Below are 17,987 nucleotides of genomic sequence, written 5' to 3'. Positions count from 1 at the left end.
GTGGTATGTCTATCAGTGTCCGGATCATGATGACGTCATGGTGGATGCGTGATCGGCTCTCTGTTCCGCGCCGTCCCTGGTCAGCAGGGTAGAAGCCATGACAGACGTGCTGCGCTTGGACGCGGTGAGCAAGGTGTACGGGAAGGGGCAGGGCGCGGTCGCGGCCCTGCGCGAAGTGTCAGCAGGCATTCCCCGCGGGAGCTTCACCGCGGTCATGGGCCCTTCGGGGTCGGGCAAGAGCACGTTCCTGCACTGCGCGGCGGGGCTGGACGTGCCGTCCTCGGGTTCGGTGCGGCTCGGCGGCACCGAACTGGCCGGGATGGACGAGACCGCGCTGACCGTGCTGCGCAGGCAGCGGATCGGCTTCGTGTTCCAGGCGTTCAACCTGGTCTCGGCGCTCACCGTGATCGAGAACATCACGCTGCCGCTGCGGCTGGCGGGCGTGCGGACGGACCGCGCGTGGCTTGACGAGGTCGTGTCCAAGGTGGGCCTGGAGGGGCGGACGGGCCACCGGCCCGCGCAGCTGTCCGGCGGCCAGCAGCAGCGGGTGGCCATCGCCAGGGCGCTGGTCACCAGGCCCGAGGTCGTGTTCGGTGACGAGCCGACCGGTGCGCTGGACACGATGACCGCCCGGGACGTGCTGACGTTGCTGCGGGAGATCGTGGACGGGACGGGACAGACGGTGGTGATGGTCACCCACGACCCGGTGGCCGCCTCCTACGCCGACGCGGTGCTGTTCCTGGCCGACGGCAGGATCGTCGACTCCCTGGCGGCTCCCACCGCGGAGCGGGTCGCCGAGCGGATGACCAGGCTGGGAGCGTGGGTGCGATGATCTCGGTGGCACTGAAGACGCTTCGGCACCGCAAGGCCGCCTTCGCGGGGGCGTTCGTCGCGCTGTTCTGCGCCGCCGCCCTGGTCTGCGCCTGCGGCATGCTGCTGGACACAGGACTGCGCGGAAGCGTCGCCCCCGAGCGCTACGCGGGCGCCCCGGTGATCGTCACCGGGGATCAGTTCGTCCACCAGACGGTCCGCAAGTCGGAGGAGAAGACCAAGACCAAGGCCAAGCAGCTGTCCGAGCAGGCCTGGGTGCCCGCGTCGCTGGCCGACCGGCTGCGCCGGGTCCCCGGCGTCTCGCGGGTGGTGACCGAGGTGAGCTTCCCCGCCTACGTGGCGGGCCGCCGGTTCCAGGGGCATGGCTGGGAGTCGGCGGCGCTCACGCCGTACACGTTGGGTACGGGACGGGCGCCGAAAGCGGAGGGTGAGGTGGTCGTGGAGGCCGCGTCGGGGTTCTCCGTGGGCGCCCGCGTGCCCGTGCGGACGGCGGCCGGGAGCAGGACCTACCTGGTGACCGGTGTCACCGCCCAGGATCTGCCCAGCCAGGACACGCTGTTCTTCGCCCCGGCCGAGGCCCGGCGCCTGGCGGGACGGGCGGGGCAGGTCGGCGCGATCGGCGTCTTCCCCCGGGTGGATGTGTCCGGGGCGCTGAAGGACGCGGACGTGTCCGAGGCGCTGAAAGATGTGGCCTCGGATGGACGGGCGCTCGCCTACACCGGGGACGAGCGCGGCGCCGCGGAGTTTTTGGGCGCCGAGAAGGCGCGGGTGAAGCTGATCAGCCTGGGTGGCGCGCTCGGCGGGACCGCGCTGCTGGTGGCGATCCTCGTGGTGGTCGGCACGTTCGCGCTCTCCATCCAGCAGCGCCAGCGGGAGATCGCCCTGCTCAGGGCCGTCGCGGCCACTCCCCGACAGGTGCGCGGGATGCTCGGCGGCGAGGCGCTGCTGGTCGGCGTGGTGGCCGGGGCCCTCGGCTCGGCGGCCGGTGTCGGCCTGGGATTCTGGTTGCGGTCCAGGTTCGTCGCGCTGGGCGCGATGCCGGAGAACCTGCGGCTGGTGGTCAGCCCGTTCCCCATGCTCGCCGCGCTGGGCGCGGCCGTGCTGGCGGCCTGGGCGGCGGCTCACCTCTCGGCTCGCCGCGCCGTGCGGATCCGTCCGGTGGAGGCACTCGGCGAGGCCGAGTTGCCGACGGCGCGCGTTCCCGCGGGCCGGATGGTCGCTGGTCTGCTGTGCGCCGCGGGCGGCGTCGTGCTGACGCTGGTGCTGTCGGTCCTGTCGACCGAGGCGGCCTCCAGCCCGCTCACCCTGCTCACCGCGCTGGTGTGGACGGTCGCCGTGTCGCTGCTCGGCCCGGTGATCGCCCGTACGGCGACCGCCCTGCTCGGGGTGCCGCTCCGGGCGGCCAGGACGGCCGGATACCTGGCCGGCGCCGGCCTGCGGGCCACGTCCAAGCGGCTGGCCTCGGTCGTCACGCCGCTCAGCCTGATGGTGGCGATGACCTGCACGATCCTGTTCGTCCAGACCACGATGGGGCACGCCGCCCAGGAACAGGCGACGACAGGCACCAGAGCGGAGCACGTCCTCGGCCCGCACGTCCCGTCCGGCATGGCGGCGGCCGTGCGCGGGCTCCCGGGTGTCGAGGCGGTCACCGAAGTGCTGCGTACCTCCGTGCGGGTCGGCCTGGACAAGTACGGCGCGCAGGCCGTGACCGCCGACGGGCTCGGCAGGACCATGGACCTGGGCGTGGTCGCCGGCTCGCTCGACGGCCTCGATGACGGCTCCGTCGCGGTCAGCCGGACGGCGGCCGAGCGGCTCGGCGTCTCGGCGGGCGCGAAGCTCCGCCTGACGCTGGGCGACGGCACCCCCGCCGAGCTGCGCGTCGTCGCGATCTACTCACGCGGGCTGGGCTTCGGTGACCTCACGCTCTCCCGCGCGCTGGTGGCCGGGCACGTGGACGACCCGCTCGGCACCGTGCTGGTCGCGGCTCCCTCCGTGACCCGGGCGGAGCTGGAACGGGCCGCGCCGGGAGTCGGCGTGCTGGACCGGGCCCAGGCGGTCGAGGCGGGCGCGGCCAACGCCGAGGTGAACTACGTGGCGATGGGCCTGATCATCGCGTTCACCGCGATCGCCGTGGTCAACACCATCGCCATGTCCACCTCGTCGAGGTCGCGGGAGCTCGCCCTGCTGCGCCTGGTCGGCACCACCCGCCGGCAGGTGCTGCGGATGCTGAGCCTGGAGACCCTGGTCGCGGTCGCCATCGCGGTGGCACTCGGGACGGGGATCGCGCTGATCACCCTGGCGGCGTTCAGCACGGGCATGACCGGTTCGGTCGTGCCGCACATCCCGCCGCTCACCTACCTCGCGGTGATCGCCGCCGCCGCGGCCCTCGCCCTCCTCGCAACGGCGCTGCCCGCCCGGCTCGTCCTCAGCCGGCGTCCGGTCGAGCTGATCGGCGCACGTGACTAGCGGCGGTCGTACTGTTCTGGGCATGAGCTTCGCCGGCACCTCCCGGCCGCGCCCGCGCTGGTTCCACGCCCGGACAGAGCTGGACGACTTCGCGATCGTCAGCTACCGGGTGGACGCCGACGCCCTGGCCCGGCACCTGCCACCGGGTTTCGCCCCGATGAAGATGACCTTCGACGATGGTCCCGGAGCCCTGGTGTCCGCCGTCGCCTTCCGCGATCGGGACTTCCACTTCCGGTTCTTCCCGCCGGTGGGGATCGACTGCGGGCAGATCAACTACCGGGCCTACGTCACGGCGTACGGCAAGCCGGGCGTCTGGTTCTTCGGCACCCGCCTGGACCACCCGGTCGTCGCGATCCCGCAGCATCTGTGGGGGATGCCGTGGAGCCGCGAGCGCATCGCGATCGAGGCGGACTGGGACGCCGACCCGGCCCGCTGGCGACTGGTGGCCGGGGACGCCCGCTGCGAAGCGGCCGAGCTCACCCGGGAACCGCTCACCCGGCTGGCCGGTTTCACCGACGAGTCGGACTGGCTGGAACGGCTCACCCATCCCACCCAGGGCTGGTACCGGCGCCGGGACGGGAAGGTGGGGGTCTACAGCATCTGGCACCCGCCGATGCGGCCCCGGTATCTCGTCGCCGACTCCGCGAGATTTCCGCTCTTCGAACGGCTCGGCCTGATCACGCCGGACGCGTCGCCGCACTCGGTGCTGGCCCAGCCGCGGCTGAGCTTCGACATCCACACCCCGCCGCGCCGCTTCCGCCCGGAAACATAGGCGGCGCTGCGGCCGTGGGATAGCCCGTCCGCGTTCGAGCACGGTCCGACGGCGGATGGCCCCGTCCGTGTTCGGACGGAGCCATCGTCAGGTTCTACCGGACCGGGGCGTAACCGGCGGCCCGGGTGGTGAAGGTGCCCCGGCCCTGGGTCCGGCTACGCAGCCGGGTCGCGTACCCGAACACCTCGGCCAGCGGCACGATCGCGGTGATCACCACCGTGCCGGCCCGCGCGGTCGAGCCCGAGATCCGGCCGCGCCGGGCCGCCAGGTCGCCGAGCACCCCGCCGGCGGCGTCGTCGGGCACGGTGGCCGTGACCTCGACCACCGGTTCCAGCAACACCATGAGGCTGGCGCGCAGTGCCTCGCGCAGCGCGAGCCGGCCGGCCGTACGGAACGCCAGCTCCGAGGAGTCCTTGGGATGGGTGGCTCCGTCGGTCAGGGTGATCCGCAGGCCGGTGACCGGGTGGCCCCCGAGGGGTCCATCGGCCAGGGCGTCACGGCAACCGGCCTCCACCGCCCGGACGTACTCCCGTGGCACCCGGCCGCCGACGACGGCCGAGTGGAACACCGCGCCGTCGGCGGCGTCCAGCGGATCCACGTCGAGGACGACGTGGGCGAACTGGCCCGCCCCTCCGTCCTGCTTGACGTGCCGGTACAGCAACCCGGAGACCCCGCGAACGACCGTCTCCCGATGGGCCACCTGCGGCCGGCCGATGCCGACATCCAGCCCGTGGGCGCGGCGGATCTTCTCCGCCGCGACCTCCAGATGCAGCTCGCCCAGCCCGGACAGCACCGTCTGACCGGTCTCGGCGTCGGTGCGGACCACGAGCGAAGGGTCCTCCTCCACCAGCCTGGCCAGCGCCGACGCCAACCGGTCGACTTCGGTGCTCTTGCGAGCCTCGACCGCCACGGAGACCACCGGATCGGCCACCGTCGGCGGTTCGAGGAGCAGCGGCGCCTCGGGTGCGCACAGGGTGGCGCCGGTGCGGGCCGCCTTCAGCCCGACCACCGCGACGATGTCCCCGGCCGCCGCCCGGTCCACCTCGGTGTGCCGGTCGGCCTGCACCCGCAGGATCCGGCCGATCCGCTCGGTGCGCCGCGCGCCGGTGTCCAGCACCGCGTCTCCCTTCCGCATCGTTCCCGAATACACCCGCAGGTACGTCAGCCGCCCGGTGGCGGTCGACTGCACCTTGAACACCAGCGCGGCGAACGGCCCCGCCGGGTCGGCGGCGCGTTCCCGCACCTCGCCGTCGTGGGTGCCGCTCACCGCGGGCACGTCCAGCGGCGAGGGCAGATAGGACACGGCGGCGTCCAGGAGCGGCTCGATCCCGCGGTTGCGGTACGCCGATCCGCACAGCACCACGACGCCCTCACCGGTACGGGTCAGGTCGCGTAGCGCGGCGGCGAGGGTCCGCGCGGAGATCGCCGACTCCGCGCAGAACTCCTCCAGCGCGATCGGGTGCAACTCGGCCACCGTCTCCTCAAGCAGTCGGCGGCGCCGCTGCGCCTCTTCTCGCAGGGCGTCCGGCACCGGGCCTTCCTCGACCGTGTCGCCGGACCAGACCCATGACCGCAGGCGCAGCAGATCCACCACCCCGGTGAACCCGTCCTCCTGCCCGATCGGCAGTTGGACCACCAACGGGACCACGTGCAGCCGCGCGCGGATCGACTCGACCGCCGCGTCGAGGTCGGCGCCCGCGCGGTCCAGCTTGTTGACGAAGGCGATCCGCGGCACCCCGTACCGGTCGGCCTGCCGCCAGACCGACTCGCTCTGCGGTTCGACCCCCGCGACGCCGTCGAACACCGCGATCGCGCCGTCGAGCACCCGCAGCGAGCGCTCCACCTCGTCGGAGAAGTCGACGTGGCCCGGGGTGTCGATCAGGTTGATCCGGTGGCCGTCCCAGGAGCAGCTCACGGCAGCGGCGAAGATGGTGATCCCGCGGTCGCGCTCCTGTGAATCGAAGTCGGTGGTGGTCGTCCCGTCGTGTACCTCGCCACGTTTGTAGGTGGCGCCGGTGATGTAGAGGATCCGCTCGGTGATGGTGGTCTTGCCGGCATCGACGTGGGCGAGGATGCCCAGGTTGCGGACCCTGGTCAGGGAGTCGGGGAGATGTCGGTGCAGGTTGGTACGCATGGCCTGTGGCCCTTCGGGACGCTCCAAAGAGGACAGCGCGATTCCCGGACGAACGCAGCTTGGGTTTGGGCAGGCTGAATGATCAGGTGTTCGTCAGGGACGTCCAGTGCCGGCCGCGCAGCCGACCCCGGGCGGACGAAGACACCAGGATCACCTCGTACCGTGACGGGGGGATGACCGAAGCGGTGCTGTGGCGCACGGTCGGCTCCCCTCACTCGTCAATGCGCCCGCAGCGGGCGCTGTTCGTGGCGAGTGTACTGAAACCGGCGTACGTGGGGAATCGGTTTTTCTTCCCGAGCTGCTCGGTGTGCCTCGAAAGGCGTGTCGCTCCCTGGAACCGGCGGACGGGACAGCATCATGGATATCGCTGTTATTGCCGCCGAAGAAGGAAAGCGTAGATGCGAAATCTGGGCAAAGTCGTCGTCGCTTTGATGGGCGCCGCCGCCCTCACGATGTCCGCCTCGGTGCCTGCCGCGAGCTCTGTAGCGGAGCGGAATGATTCCTTCTCCACCGGAATGGCGGCCCAGCACAAGGCCTACCGCGCTCATTACGGCGCCGAGCCCCTGGACCTCGACCCGGAGCTGACGCGTTACGCCACTCGCCGGGCGCAGAAAATGGCCGCCGCCGACGGCGCGCTGAGCCGCTCGCATGGCCCTTATGGGGAAAATCTCTTCATGTCATGGCCGAACCAGCCGACGGCTGCCGAGGTGGTCAAGGCATGGATGGACGGGGCTGCCGAATATGACTACGACAATCCCGGATTCAGCAATGCCACGGGCAATTTCACGCAGGTGGTCTGGAAGAGCAGCAAGAAACTCGGCGTCGGCTTGGCCCGCAGTGTCTCCGATCGCTGGTACGTCGTAGCCGTTTACGACCCGCCGGGAAACTACACCGGCCAGTTCGCCCAGAACGTCGGGCGGTACCAGTAGGTCTGTGGGGCGATAACGGGAAATATCGGAAATCTCCGGCGCCGCTGTGCGGCCGGACGCTAGCCTTGGCGCGGCCTTTGGGGATCAGCTGATCGTAGCGGGGTGGACGGTGACGGTTCCTCGGGTGCTGGAGTTCCGGGAACCGGAGCGCATCGGTGACCACCGGATCTCGGCCGTGCTCGGGGAGGGCGGCCAGGGCAGGGTGATGGGCACCGCCACCATCGGCGACATGCTCACGACGGCGCGGGCACGGCAGCAGTACCGGTACGGCTTCGGCCTGCGCGGCACGACCGGCACGATCGGCATCACCAGAACAGAGGGCCGCAGCGCCCAGGACTAGGCGAGCCAGGCAGGTGAGCCGGTGGGCGACAATCGAGGTTGTGCGGTTTCGGGTACTTGGTCCTTTGGCGGCATGCCGTACCGACGGGAGCCCGATGGCGACCGGCGGGCCACGGCTGCGGGCGCTGCTCGCCCTGCTGCTCCTGGACGCGGGCCGGATCGTCACCGGCGAACGCCTGATCGACGGCCTGTACGGTGACCAGCCCGGCGCCGTGAACGCCCTGCAGTCCCAGGTCTCCCGGTTACGCAGGGGGCTCGGGTCGGACGCGCCTGTGGAGTTCCATCCGGCGGGATACCGGCTGGCCGTCGATCCGGCCGAGGTCGACGCGCTCGTCTTCGAACGGCTGGCCGCCGAAGGCCGCGCCGCGGGGTCCGCCGAGGAGCGGGCCGCCGTGCTCGGCCGGGCGCTCGGGCTGTGGCGCGGGCCGGCGCTGGCGGACGTACGTGACGCGCCGTTCGCTACGGCCCAGGTCACGCGACTGGAGGAGCTCAGGCTCGACGTCACGGAGGAGCGGATCGAGGCGGAGCTGGCGCTGGGGCGGCACCGCGAGCTCGTACCCGAGCTGCAGGGCCTGGTCGTGGCCCATCCGGTGCGGGAACGGCTGCGCGGGCAGCTCATGCGGGCCCTGTACGGGAGCGGGCGCCAGAGTGAGGCGCTCTCCGCGTTCGAGGCGGCCCGGAGCGTGCTGGCCGAGGAGCTCGGGGTGGATCCGTCGCCGGAGCTGGCCGCCGTCCATCTGGCCGTACTCCGGGGCGAGCTGCCCGTTTCACCGGTGAATTTCGCTGCTCGGGGTGCTCCGTCACAGTTGACCAGCTTTGTGGGCAGGAACGAGGATCTCGGCGCCATCGCGGAGCACCTCACCGCCGCCCGGCTGGTCACGCTGATCGGCCCTGGTGGCGCGGGTAAGACCCGGCTGGCGATCGAGGCATCCGTACGGCATCCGGGCGAGGTCGCCTTCGTCGAGCTGGGCGAGCTGGGCGAGCTGGGCGAGCTGGGCGAGCGGGCAGAGCGGGCCGAGGGCGGTGATGTGGCGCGGGCCGTACTGGCCGCGCTCGGCCTGCGCGACGGCCTGCTCTCCGCCCAGGGTTCCGCCCAGGAACAGCGCTCTCCCGTCGAGCGGCTCGTCGTGGCCCTCTCGGACCGTCCGATGCTGATCGTGCTCGACAACTGCGAACACCTCGTCGAGGCCGCTGCGGCCCTCGCCCATCGGCTGCTCAGCGCCTGTCCAGGCCTGCGGGTCCTCGCCACGAGCCGGGAGGCGCTCGGCGTCACGGGCGAGACGCTGTTCCCCGTCGCCCCGCTGGCGCTGCCGGCCGAGGGCGCCCCGCCGCTGTCCGCGCCCGCCATCCGTCTGTTCGCCGACCGTGCCGCCGCCGTGTGCCCCGGGTTCGCCGTCGATGGGGGTAACGCGGGTGACGTGCTGCGGATCTGCCGGGCGCTCGACGGGCTGCCGCTGGCCATCGAGCTGGCCGCCGCCCGGCTCCGCGCGCTGCCGGTGGCCGAGGTCGCCGCGCGGCTGGACGACGCGTTCGGCCTGCTGTCCCGGGGGAGTCGTACGGCCCAGCCGCGGCACCGGACGTTGCGGGCGCTGGTCGAGTGGAGCTGGGAGCTCCTGGACGTACCGGAACAGCGGCTGGCCAGGAGGCTGAGCGTGTTCGCGGGTGGAGCCACGCTGGAGTCGATCGAGGCCGTCTGCGGGGAGGCCGACGCCGTGGAGGTGGTGGCGGGGCTCGTCGACAAGTCGCTGGTCGAGGTGGTTGGCGATCGGTATCGGATGCTGCGTACCATTCACGCCTTCTGCGCTGAGCGGCTCGCCGAGGCGGGAGAGGCCGAGCGGCTGTGGCGGGCGCACGCCGAGCACTTCCAGGCCCTGATGAGCACGGCCGCGCCGCACCTGCTCCGTGCCGAACAACTCGAATGGCTCGCCCGCATCGACGCCGAACACGACAACCTGCTCGCCGCCGTCCGCTGGGCCGTACCGGCCGATCCCGAGCTGGGGTTGCGGCTGGTCGCGGACCTGGTCACGTACTGGTGGCTGCGTGGCCGCCGGGCGGAGGGCGCGGGTCCCGCCCGCGCGCTGCTGGCCGCAGTCGGCACCGAGCCGCCCGCCGAGCTGGCGGGCGAGTACGTCCTCTGCGTCCTCGGGGCCACCCCCGGCGGCGGCGCCGAGCCACGCCGGCACCTGGCGACGGCCAAACGGCTCATGGCCTCGATGAACCTGGTCGAGCACCGCCCTCAGCTCATCTTCTTCTGGGCCACGTTCGCCGGTCCGTCGGACGCGGACTACCGCGACGCCATGGCCGAACGCATCCAGACCGGTGCCGATCCCTGGACGGACGGGCTCGGCCACCTCGGCCGCGGCGTGCTCGCGCAGCTGCTGGCGGGTGACGTGGCGACGGGAGAGCGCGAGTTCGAGCTGGCGCTGGCGAGCTTCCGGTCGCTCGGGGAGCGCTGGGGCATGCTGACCACGCTCTCGGAGCTCGCGGAGCTGGTGTGCTGGCGGGGGGACGGCGAGCGGTTCGCGGCGCTGGTGGCGGAGGCGTTGCGGCTGGCTGACGAGCTCGGCGCCGTCGAGGACCGGGCCGACCTGCTCTGCCGGCGCGGGGAGGGCACGATCCTGCTGGGCGACCTGGACACGGCCCGCGCCTCGTATGAGGAGGCACTGGAGCTGGCCCGCCGAACCGGCGCCCTGGAGGCCGCCGGGAAGGCCCGGCACGGGCTGGCGGAGGTCGCCCGGCTGAGCGGGGACGTGGCGGGGGCGCGGCGCGCGTACGAACAACTGCTGACCGAACACCGGACCGGCACCGGACGTCCGGACGAACACCGGACCGGCACCGGACGTCCGGACGAACACCGGACCGGCACCGGACGTCCGAACAAGTCCGCGAACCTGGGGCCGGAGGCTGCCCTGGGGCGCCCGGACGAGCCGTCCGGGGGGTCGTTCGGGGCCGATCTTGGCCATGTGGGGGTGTTGATCGCGCTGGGCTGGATCGCCGTGCAGGAGGGCGAGGCGGTGCGGGCGGCGGCGCTGCAGCGGGAAGCGGTGGACCGGGCGCTCGGTCTGCACAGCCGGCCCCTCGTGGCGTCGGCGGTTGAGGGGCTCGCGGGCGTGGCGGGGCTGACAGGGGATCACGAGCGGGCCGCCGTGCTGCTGGGCGCCGCCCGTACCTGGCGGGGCACGGCGCTCACGGGTGATCGTGACGTCGCCCGCGTGTCGGCCCTGGCCCGTGAGCGGCTGGGTGACGCGGCCTATGAGAAGGCGTACGGCCGCGGCGACAGCTACGACCGCGACGGCCTGCTGGCGATCATCAGCCCGGATGGCCCACCCCGGAGCCCGCAGTCCGGCGCTGGCTAGGGTGTCTGCGATGAGTGGTGAGCGGGTCATAGGCGGGTACGCGCTGCGGCGGGTGCTCGGGCGGGGCGGCATGGGTGAGGTGCACCTCGCCACCACGCCTACCGGTGGCCTGGCCGCCGTCAAGGTGATCCATCCCGAGCTGGCCCGCGATCCCGCGTTCCGGCGGCGGTTCGAACGCGAGGTGGCCGCGGCTCGCCGGGTGGCCAGGTTCTGTACGGCTCCGGTGCTGGACGCCGGGCTCGACGGAGATGTCGCTTATCTCGTCACCGAATACGTTAAAGGGCCAGATCTGGCGCAGGCCGTACGGGAGCAGGGGCCGCTGTCCGGCTCCGACCTGGAGGCGCTGGCGGTGGGCATCGCGACCGCGCTCGGCGCCATCCATGGGGCGGGGGTTGTTCACCGGGACCTCAAGCCGTCGAACGTGCTGCTGTCGCCGCTCGGTCCGCGCGTGATCGACTTCGGCATAGCGCAGCTCGTCGACGCCGACAGCCTGGCCAGCCAGGCGATCCTGGGGACACCCGCGTTCATGGCGCCTGAGCAGGTACGCGGGGAGCCGCTCGGGCCGGCGGCCGATGTGTACGCGTGGGGTGGGGTGATCGCTTTCGCGGGGACCGGGCGGTTGCCGTTCGGGGGCGGGGCTCCGGCTGAGGTGCTGTACCGGATCGTCAACGAAGGGCCGCGGCTGGACGGCCTTGATGAGGGTCTGCGGGACGTGGTGGAGCGGGCGATGGCCAAGGAGCCGCGTCTTCGTCCAACGGCTCAGCAACTGCTGGCGTCCCTGATGGGAGGCACGCATCTCACCCCGGCCACAGCCACTCAGGTGGTGGAACGCACCTGGACCGGGCCTCGTGGCTTGGCAGGACCGGTTGACGGGGCGTTCTTGCGGGGTGCGGGACCGGTTGACGGCGCGTCCGTGCGGAGTGCTCACGGTATTAGCGCGTCTGTCCAGGGGCCGCCAGATGTGAGCGGAACCGCCCTTGTCACTCCTGCTGCACATGCGTCCGGCCAGATTGCTCCAAGCGCGAGCGGTGATGTCTGGGACGCGGCTGTACCGAGTGCCTCTGGCCGGAATGCGCTGTCGGACGGAGGATCCCCGCAGGCTCGTGGTGGGGTGGCGCGGCGTCGGTGGCCGTGGGTGGCGGCGATCGTCGTCGCCGTGGCCGCTGTGGTGGTGGGGGCCGTGGTGGCGCCTCGGATGTGGGAGGGGCGGCCGTACACGGCGGGGTTCGGCGACTCCTGGGCTACCGGGGCGTCCGACGGCGGGGACGCGCGGGTTGCCGGGAGTGACTACGTGCTGACCGCCAAGCCGGGGTGGCGCCTGTGGAAGTCGGCGCCCGCAAGGGAGCCGGACGGCGGCGTGGTGGTGAGCGCGAAGGCGCGGCGCGAACAGGGGTCCGGCGAGTACGGCGTGTGGTGCCACGGCTCGGCGAGCTCGGGGGACCGCTACGAGTTCGGGGTGAGCGGCTCGGGGCAGGTCACGATCGTCAAGCGCCGTACCGGGCAGAAGGGCACGCCGCTGTACGGTCCGGCAGCGGCCAAGGTTTCGACCGGGACCAACCGGATCGTCGCCGAGTGCGCCGATGTCGGCAGCGGCGGCGGCAAGGTGGGGTTGCGGATGTGGGTGAACGAGCGGCTCGTCGCCGAGGTGTCCGATGCGAGCGATCCGCTCGGGTCCGGTGAGGCCGGGGTTTATGCGGCGCCGGACGCCAAGGAGGCGCTGCGCGTACGCTTCGAGTCGTTCGCCACCGACCGCACGAAGGACTAAGCCCCCCCAAATGCCGAAATTCCCGGCGCTGCCCGACGAGGAGGGACACAGTCCTGTCCGGTTCCGGGTACTGGGACCGCTCCGGGTCGAAAGCGGGCCGCAGCCGGGGTCGCAGCCGCACGCGCAGCAGGATCGGCAGCCCGGGCCGGGGTCGGAGCCGCACCGGCAGCCCGGGCCAGGGCCGGAGGCCGACCCGGAGCCGAGGCAGCAGTTGCAGCCGGGGCCGGCGAAGCATCGGGCGGTGTTGGCCGCGTTGCTGGTCTCCGCAGGGCGGGTGGTGCCGATTGAGCGGTTGATGGCCGTGGTGTGGGACGACCGGCCGCCGGCCTCCGCGGAGTCGGTGCTCAGGGTCTACATCAGCGGGTTGCGCAAGATCATCGACGGGATCGCCACCGTCCCCGGCGGCTACCTGATCGAGGTCGAGCCGGACGAGGTCGACTGCCACCGGTTCGAGCGGCTCGTCAGCGAGGCTCGGCGGGCCAGGGAGGCGGGCCGGGCGGAGGTGGCCGTCGAGGGGTTCCGGGCGGCGCTGGCGCTGTGGCGAGGGGACGCCCTGGCCGATATCGAGTCCTCCTACCTGCGCAGGACACGGGCCGTACCCCTGGAAGAGCTCCGCCTGACCGCGCTCGAAGAACGTGTGGAGCTGGACCTGCTGCTGGGCAGAGGCGGTGAGGTCGTCGGCGAGCTGCGGGCGCTCGTCGGGGCGTACCCGCTGCGAGAGCGGGCGTGGGCGCTGCTGCTCGACGCGCTGCGCCAGGCCGGGCGGCGAGCGGAGGCACTGGCGGCGTACCAGGAGGCCCGCCGCGTGCTGGTGGATGAGCTCGGCCTGGAGCCGGGCGCCGAACTGGCCGAGGCACACCGGCGGGCGCTGTCGAGCGAGGAGCCGCAGAACCCGCCGACAAGCGACGGGCAGCAGGTAGGCGATGGACTGCGACATTCGCCGATAAATGATGCACCGCCGGATATTTCGGATTTCACGGGGCGGGTGGCCGTCCTCGACTGGATCGCCGCCGGAGTGCCCGGGCAGAGGAACGCCCCCGTGCACCTGGTCGTGCACGGGCCGCCAGGATGCGGCAAATCCGCCGTGGCCGTGCGTGCCGCCACCATGATCGACCTCCCCGACGGCCGCCTCTACGCGTCGCTGCGCGACCGGCAGCCCAGCGCCGTGCTGGAAGACCTGCTCCGATCCCTGGGTTGCCCCGACGGCGCTGTGCCCGCCGCGTCGGAGGAGCGTGTACGCCTTTATCGCGGTATAACGGCCCAACGCAGCCTCCTCGTAGTGCTCGACGACGCCACGGACGAGGCCCAGGTACGCCCGCTGCTCCCCACCGGTCCGGGCAGCCTGACGCTGGTGACCAGCCGTTCTCCGCTCGCGGGGTTGGAGGCGGCCAGGGCGTACGAGCTGGGCGTCTTCGAACCCGGCGAGGCCGTGGCCATGCTCGCCGAGGTGGTGGGCCGTGAACGGGTCGACGCCGAGCCGGCGGCCGCCGAGCGCATCGTACGGCTCTGTGATGGTCTGCCCCTGGCCCTGCGCATCGCCGGATCCCGCCTGGCACGGAAACCGGGCTGGACCCTCGAACACCTGGCCGGACGGCTGGGTGACGAGCGGCGACGACTGGACGAGCTGAGCGCGGGCGACCTGGCCGTCCGCGGCAGCTTGGCGCTCGGTTACCAGGGGCTGGCCGACTCCGAGCGGCGGCTGTTGCGCAGGCTGGGCGCCCTGTCCGCGCCCGACTTCGCGTCCTGGGCGCTCGGCGCCGATCTGGAGCCCCTGGCTGAGGCTGGCCTGCTCCAGTCACGCGGCCTCGACGAGGCAGGCGGCGAGCGGTACGGCTGGCACGACCTGACCCGCCTGTACGCCGCCGAACGCCTGGCCGCCGAGGACGGAGGCCCGGCAGCGGTGCTGGCCGAGCTCGCGGGCGAGATCCTCGACCGAACCCGGCAAGCCAGAACAGCCCTGCTCCCCGCCGAACCCGGCTCAGGCCGCACCCTGGCCCGCACCGCGGAACAGGTGCTGGAGTCCGGTTCGGGATCGTCGGGAGTACGGGGTCTGGGGCCCGGTTCGCGGTGGTCAGAGGCGCGGGGTCGCGAGGCGCGTTGGTCGGGTGATGGGACTCCGGAACCCGGTTCGGGCTGGGTGGGGGAGCCGAGCTTCGGGTGGGTGGCGGACCGGAGCGTGGGGTGGACCGGTGGGTGGGCGTTGGAGACGGGGCGGTTGCGGGCCGACGCTCGGTGGTTGAGTGCTGAGCGACGGTTCCTCGTGGCGGCCGTAGGGGACTTTCATCGGGCCGGGCTGCACGAGGCGGCCTGGCGGTTGGCCTTCTATCTGACTCCGCTGTTCGAGCTGGGCGCGCATCACGACGACTGGCACGTCACCGCCGCCACCGGTCTCGACTCGGCGCGGGCGGCGGGGCATCGGGAAGGTGAGGCGCTGCTGTTGCGGGGGCTGGCCGATCTCCATCGGGCGGAAGGTCGTCCCGAGTCCGCCGCGGCCGCGCTGAGGGCCGCTCAGCCGCTGGTCGAGGGGCTGGAGCTGGCCCGGATCATGTTGCGGCTCGGTCTGGTCGAGCGGCGTCCGGCCGAGGCGGAACGCGCGCTGGCCAGATGTCTTCAGGTGTTCGAGGAGGCCGGTGATCGGCGCGGCACGGCCGACGCGCTGCGGGCTCTGGGTGTCGTACGCGGCGATGTGGGGTTGGTCGAACGGAGCCTGGACGCGTACGGCGACTTGGGCGACCCGCGCGGAGAGGCGGAAGCCCTGCTCGACCTGGCCAGGCTGCACCTCGGCGCCCACCACTACGCCCGGGCGCGCGACTGCGCCGAGCGGCGGATCAGGATCAACCGGCGCCTCGGTGACCGGCTGCCGGAGGCGGCCGGTCTGCTCGTGCTGGCCGACGTCGCAGCCGCCGAGGGTGATCCGGAGCAGGCGGCCAGGCTGGCCGGCGAGGCTGAGGCGACGTTCACGGCTCACGGCGACCGGAGAAACGCCGCAAAAGCCCTGATTATCCGCATAAAAGCGCACCTCGACCTTGATGAGATTGATGCTGCGGTTGATGGGCTTGCGCGTGTTATGGGAGAGTCTGACAGCTTCGGTGAGCCCCGGAGCGCCGAGGTCGAGCTTCTGTCGCAAGAGCTGCGCAGACGCCGCGGCCTGCGGATCTAGGCGCGCGGTCTGCGGGGTCCGTGGCCTGCGGATTTAGTCGGAGTCCGCAGGACTATGCGGATCCTGAAGGTCGCCCGGCTACCGTCGGCCCACAAGTTCCACCCCTACCGGCAAAGGTGATCAGAACATGCGGAAGACGATCGCGCTGGCCGTCGCGGCGGTCGCGTTGACCGGCTGCGGGATGCTCCCTGGCCAGCAGGGCGGCAGCGGCGAGGAGCAGACGGGCCAGACCAGCGAGGCCGCGCCAACCGCGCGGCCCACCGAGCTCAAAGCCTCCGCCGAACAGCAGCAGACCGCACCCCCGCAGGAGACCAAGGCGATCGCGAGCCGGGAGACCAAAGTCGGGTCGGGCGGTCAGTACGGCAAGGCCCGCGTCGACATCACCGCGCTCAAGCGGCAGGGCAGGACGATCAGCCTCAACTGGACCGTCACCGCCACCGACGGCAAGGTCAACCTGCACAACGGCATGGGCAGCGGCACGCTCGACTTCACGGTGTCGGCCGTCTCCCTGATCGACCCGGTCAACGCCAAGCGCTACCGCGTCGCCCGCAACGGCACGGGCGAGGACGCCAAGTGCGTCTGCTCGGGCACTCAGGGGCAGTTCCTGGAGTCCGGCGACGCCACCACGCTCTACGCGGTCTTCGCCGCCCCGCCGCCGGACGTCACGAAGATCAATGTCGAGATGCCGATGATGGGCGTGTTCACCGATGTTCCGATCTCTTAGCGTCGCGCTGGCCCTCGTCCTGTCCCCAACGGTCCTGTCCCCGACCCCGAGCCCGGCTCCGCCCGTCAACGCCACCGGCCCGGTGGAAGACCTCGTGCTCCCCGTCGAGGACATCATCGGCGAGGTCGAGTCGCTCGACGGCACCGAGAGCGAGACCAAGCTCGGCAAGCAGGTCACGGTGGCGCTCACCAGTGACGTGCTGTTCGCGGTGGACAAGTGGGTGCTGACCGCCGAGGCGAGAAAGCGGCTCCAGGAGGTGGCGCGAAAGATCGACGCGGAGGGCGCCGGGGGTGTCGTGAAGGTCGAGGGGCACACCGACGACCAGGGCACCGACGCCTACAACGTCACGCTGTCACAGCGCCGGGCGCAGGCCGTACAGCAGGCCATGCGCGGCCTGCTGACCGGCGGCGACGAGGACCTCCAGGCGAAGGGGTACGGCGAGAGCCGCCCGAAGGCGCCCAACATCGTCGACGGCAAGCCCGTCGCCGCGAACCGGGCCAAGAACCGCCGGGTGGAGCTGGTCTTCACCGTCAAGCAGTGAGCTCGGCCAGCCCGTCGCCCATCGGGGTACGGCTGTACAGCACCGATCGGCCGCTGCGCGTACGCGAGACCAGGCCCGCCCTGCGCAGCACGGCCAGATGGCCGCCCACGCCCCCGAGCGTCATCGAGAGCTGGGCGACGAGCTGGCTGGTGCTGGCCGGGCTGTCGAGCGCGGCGAGCACGGCCGCCCGGCCCCGCCCGAGCAGCGCGACCAGGCCGTCGGCGGCGGGCGAGCCCCGCTCCCAGAGCGCGGCGACCCCGTGCGCGGGATAGGTGAGGCCGTACGCGCGCGGCGGATCGAGGTAGACGTACGTGGCGCCGAACGCGTTCGGCATCAGCACCACGCCCACGCCACCGAGCCGGTGCGAGGCCCCGCCGACCTTGCCGAGCAGGATGCGCTCCTCCTTCAACGCCATGTCGATGCCCAGGCGGCCGAACACCTCCGTCCAGCCGTACACCGCGAGCCGCCCCGCCCGCCGCACGATGTCGCGCTCCAGCAGGGCGCGCAGCCGGGGCCAATCAGGGGCGAGCAGCTCGTTCCAGAACGCTTCGAGCGCGCCGGCGACCCGCACGGGGACGTCGGGAACGTCGAGCGCCGGATCGACCGCCCGGCCCCGATGGCTGAGCCGCAGGTCGGCGGCGGCCCGGGCGGCGGGCGTCCGCCGGACGGCGGCCAGTTCCCGCTCGAAGGTGACGTCCACGCCCTCGGGTGGCACGCAGTAGAAGTCGGGCGCGTAGTCGGTCACCCGATGCAGCCGGATCAGGGCCCGCAGCACCGGACTGTCCGCCAGCAGCCGCTCGTAACGGTCGCGCACGCGGGCCGTCCAGATGGGCAGGCCGGGCGGTACGTGCTGGCCGCTCAGCACGTTGAGCGCGCCGACGACCTGGCTCATCGGCGACAGGCCGAACCTGACCTTCGCAAGGTCCTCGGGCGTGCACTCGAGATGCGCCATCCGTTCCGCCTCCCGACG

General features: G+C 72.3%; 12 protein-coding genes. 10 read left to right on the top strand and 2 right to left on the bottom strand.

Annotated elements, in window-relative coordinates:
- The first annotated feature begins 97 nt into the window (after positions 1-97).
- From AB0B91_RS56090 to AB0B91_RS56080, 3 genes are read left to right on the top strand one after another with little or no spacing between them, the layout of a single operon-like run.
- Positions 98-832 carry an ABC transporter ATP-binding protein gene (locus AB0B91_RS56090; protein ID WP_358339926.1) on the top strand — a complete coding sequence of 245 codons (735 nt, stop codon included), beginning with the start codon at positions 98-100 and terminating at the stop codon, positions 830-832.
- Positions 829-3,297 carry an ABC transporter permease gene (locus tag AB0B91_RS56085; protein WP_358339997.1) on the top strand — a complete coding sequence of 823 codons (2,469 nt, stop codon included), beginning with the start codon at positions 829-831 and terminating at the stop codon, positions 3,295-3,297. The genes AB0B91_RS56090 and AB0B91_RS56085 overlap by 4 nt, the downstream gene beginning before the upstream one ends.
- 22 nt (positions 3,298-3,319) lie before the next feature.
- Positions 3,320-4,069 carry a DUF2071 domain-containing protein gene (locus tag AB0B91_RS56080; protein WP_358339925.1) on the top strand — a complete coding sequence of 250 codons (750 nt, stop codon included), beginning with the start codon at positions 3,320-3,322 and terminating at the stop codon, positions 4,067-4,069.
- Positions 4,070-4,163: 94 nt separating this feature from the next.
- On the opposite strand, the gene fusA is transcribed toward AB0B91_RS56080, so the two are convergent.
- A complete protein-coding gene (gene fusA, locus AB0B91_RS56075; RefSeq protein WP_358339924.1) occupies positions 4,164-6,203 on the bottom strand; it encodes an elongation factor G in 2,040 nt (679 codons plus the stop codon).
- Between the two features lie 398 nt (positions 6,204-6,601).
- Between fusA and AB0B91_RS56070 the strand changes: the two genes are divergently transcribed.
- The 7 genes from AB0B91_RS56070 to AB0B91_RS56040 all read left to right on the top strand — a co-directional run bounded on the left by AB0B91_RS56070 (position 6,602) and on the right by AB0B91_RS56040 (position 17,017).
- Positions 6,602-7,132 (top strand): CAP family protein, encoded by a 531-nt coding sequence (locus tag AB0B91_RS56070; protein WP_358339923.1) that lies wholly within the window; start codon positions 6,602-6,604, stop codon positions 7,130-7,132.
- Between the two features lie 109 nt (positions 7,133-7,241).
- A complete protein-coding gene (locus AB0B91_RS56065) occupies positions 7,242-7,472 on the top strand; it encodes a hypothetical protein (RefSeq protein ID WP_358339922.1) in 231 nt (76 codons plus the stop codon).
- Positions 7,473-7,566: 94 nt separating this feature from the next.
- Complete coding sequence (locus tag AB0B91_RS56060; RefSeq protein ID WP_358339921.1) at positions 7,567-10,827, top strand: BTAD domain-containing putative transcriptional regulator; 3,261 nt, start codon at positions 7,567-7,569, stop codon at positions 10,825-10,827.
- A gap of 10 nt (positions 10,828-10,837) precedes the next feature.
- Entirely contained in the window at positions 10,838-12,592 is a 1,755-nt protein-coding gene (locus AB0B91_RS56055) for a serine/threonine-protein kinase (RefSeq protein WP_358339920.1), read from the top strand.
- A 10-nt stretch (positions 12,593-12,602) separates the two neighbouring features.
- Positions 12,603-15,752, top strand: a complete 3,150-nt coding sequence (locus AB0B91_RS56050; RefSeq protein WP_358339919.1) for a BTAD domain-containing putative transcriptional regulator — start codon at positions 12,603-12,605, stop codon at positions 15,750-15,752.
- 127 nt (positions 15,753-15,879) lie between these two features.
- The gene (locus AB0B91_RS56045; RefSeq protein ID WP_358339918.1) at positions 15,880-16,476 is read left to right on the top strand and encodes a hypothetical protein; all 597 of its coding nucleotides are present in this window, start codon (positions 15,880-15,882) and stop codon (positions 16,474-16,476) included.
- Positions 16,460-17,017: an OmpA family protein gene (locus AB0B91_RS56040; protein ID WP_358339917.1), complete on the top strand. Its 558-nt coding sequence runs from the start codon at positions 16,460-16,462 to the stop codon at positions 17,015-17,017. The genes AB0B91_RS56045 and AB0B91_RS56040 overlap by 17 nt, the downstream gene beginning before the upstream one ends.
- On the opposite strand, the gene AB0B91_RS56035 is transcribed toward AB0B91_RS56040, so the two are convergent.
- Complete coding sequence (locus tag AB0B91_RS56035) at positions 17,007-17,969, bottom strand: winged helix-turn-helix domain-containing protein (RefSeq protein WP_358339916.1); 963 nt, start codon at positions 17,967-17,969, stop codon at positions 17,007-17,009. The two genes, AB0B91_RS56040 and AB0B91_RS56035, sit on opposite strands and share 11 nt — an antisense overlap.
- Between the last annotated feature and the right edge of the window lie 18 nt (positions 17,970-17,987).

The organism is Nonomuraea sp. NPDC049141 (assembly GCF_040648415.1).
Classification (GTDB): Bacteria; Actinomycetota; Actinomycetes; order Streptosporangiales; family Streptosporangiaceae; genus Nonomuraea.
Note: the sequence above shows the minus strand (reverse complement) of the source record. Positions and strands in the feature narration are given on the sequence as shown.

Coding starts and splice junctions, on each gene's coding strand:
- AB0B91_RS56090 (WP_358339926.1), top strand. CDS start 98: ATGACAGACGTGCTGCGCTTGGACGCGGTGAGCAAGGTGTACGGGAAG.
- AB0B91_RS56085 (WP_358339997.1), top strand. CDS start 829: ATGATCTCGGTGGCACTGAAGACGCTTCGGCACCGCAAGGCCGCCTTC.
- AB0B91_RS56080 (WP_358339925.1), top strand. CDS start 3,320: ATGAGCTTCGCCGGCACCTCCCGGCCGCGCCCGCGCTGGTTCCACGCC.
- fusA (WP_358339924.1), bottom strand. CDS start 6,203: ATGCGTACCAACCTGCACCGACATCTCCCCGACTCCCTGACCAGGGTC.
- AB0B91_RS56070 (WP_358339923.1), top strand. CDS start 6,602: ATGCGAAATCTGGGCAAAGTCGTCGTCGCTTTGATGGGCGCCGCCGCC.
- AB0B91_RS56060 (WP_358339921.1), top strand. CDS start 7,567: ATGGCGACCGGCGGGCCACGGCTGCGGGCGCTGCTCGCCCTGCTGCTC.
- AB0B91_RS56055 (WP_358339920.1), top strand. CDS start 10,838: ATGAGTGGTGAGCGGGTCATAGGCGGGTACGCGCTGCGGCGGGTGCTC.
- AB0B91_RS56050 (WP_358339919.1), top strand. CDS start 12,603: ATGCCGAAATTCCCGGCGCTGCCCGACGAGGAGGGACACAGTCCTGTC.
- AB0B91_RS56045 (WP_358339918.1), top strand. CDS start 15,880: ATGCGGAAGACGATCGCGCTGGCCGTCGCGGCGGTCGCGTTGACCGGC.
- AB0B91_RS56040 (WP_358339917.1), top strand. CDS start 16,460: ATGTTCCGATCTCTTAGCGTCGCGCTGGCCCTCGTCCTGTCCCCAACG.
- AB0B91_RS56035 (WP_358339916.1), bottom strand. CDS start 17,969: ATGGCGCATCTCGAGTGCACGCCCGAGGACCTTGCGAAGGTCAGGTTC.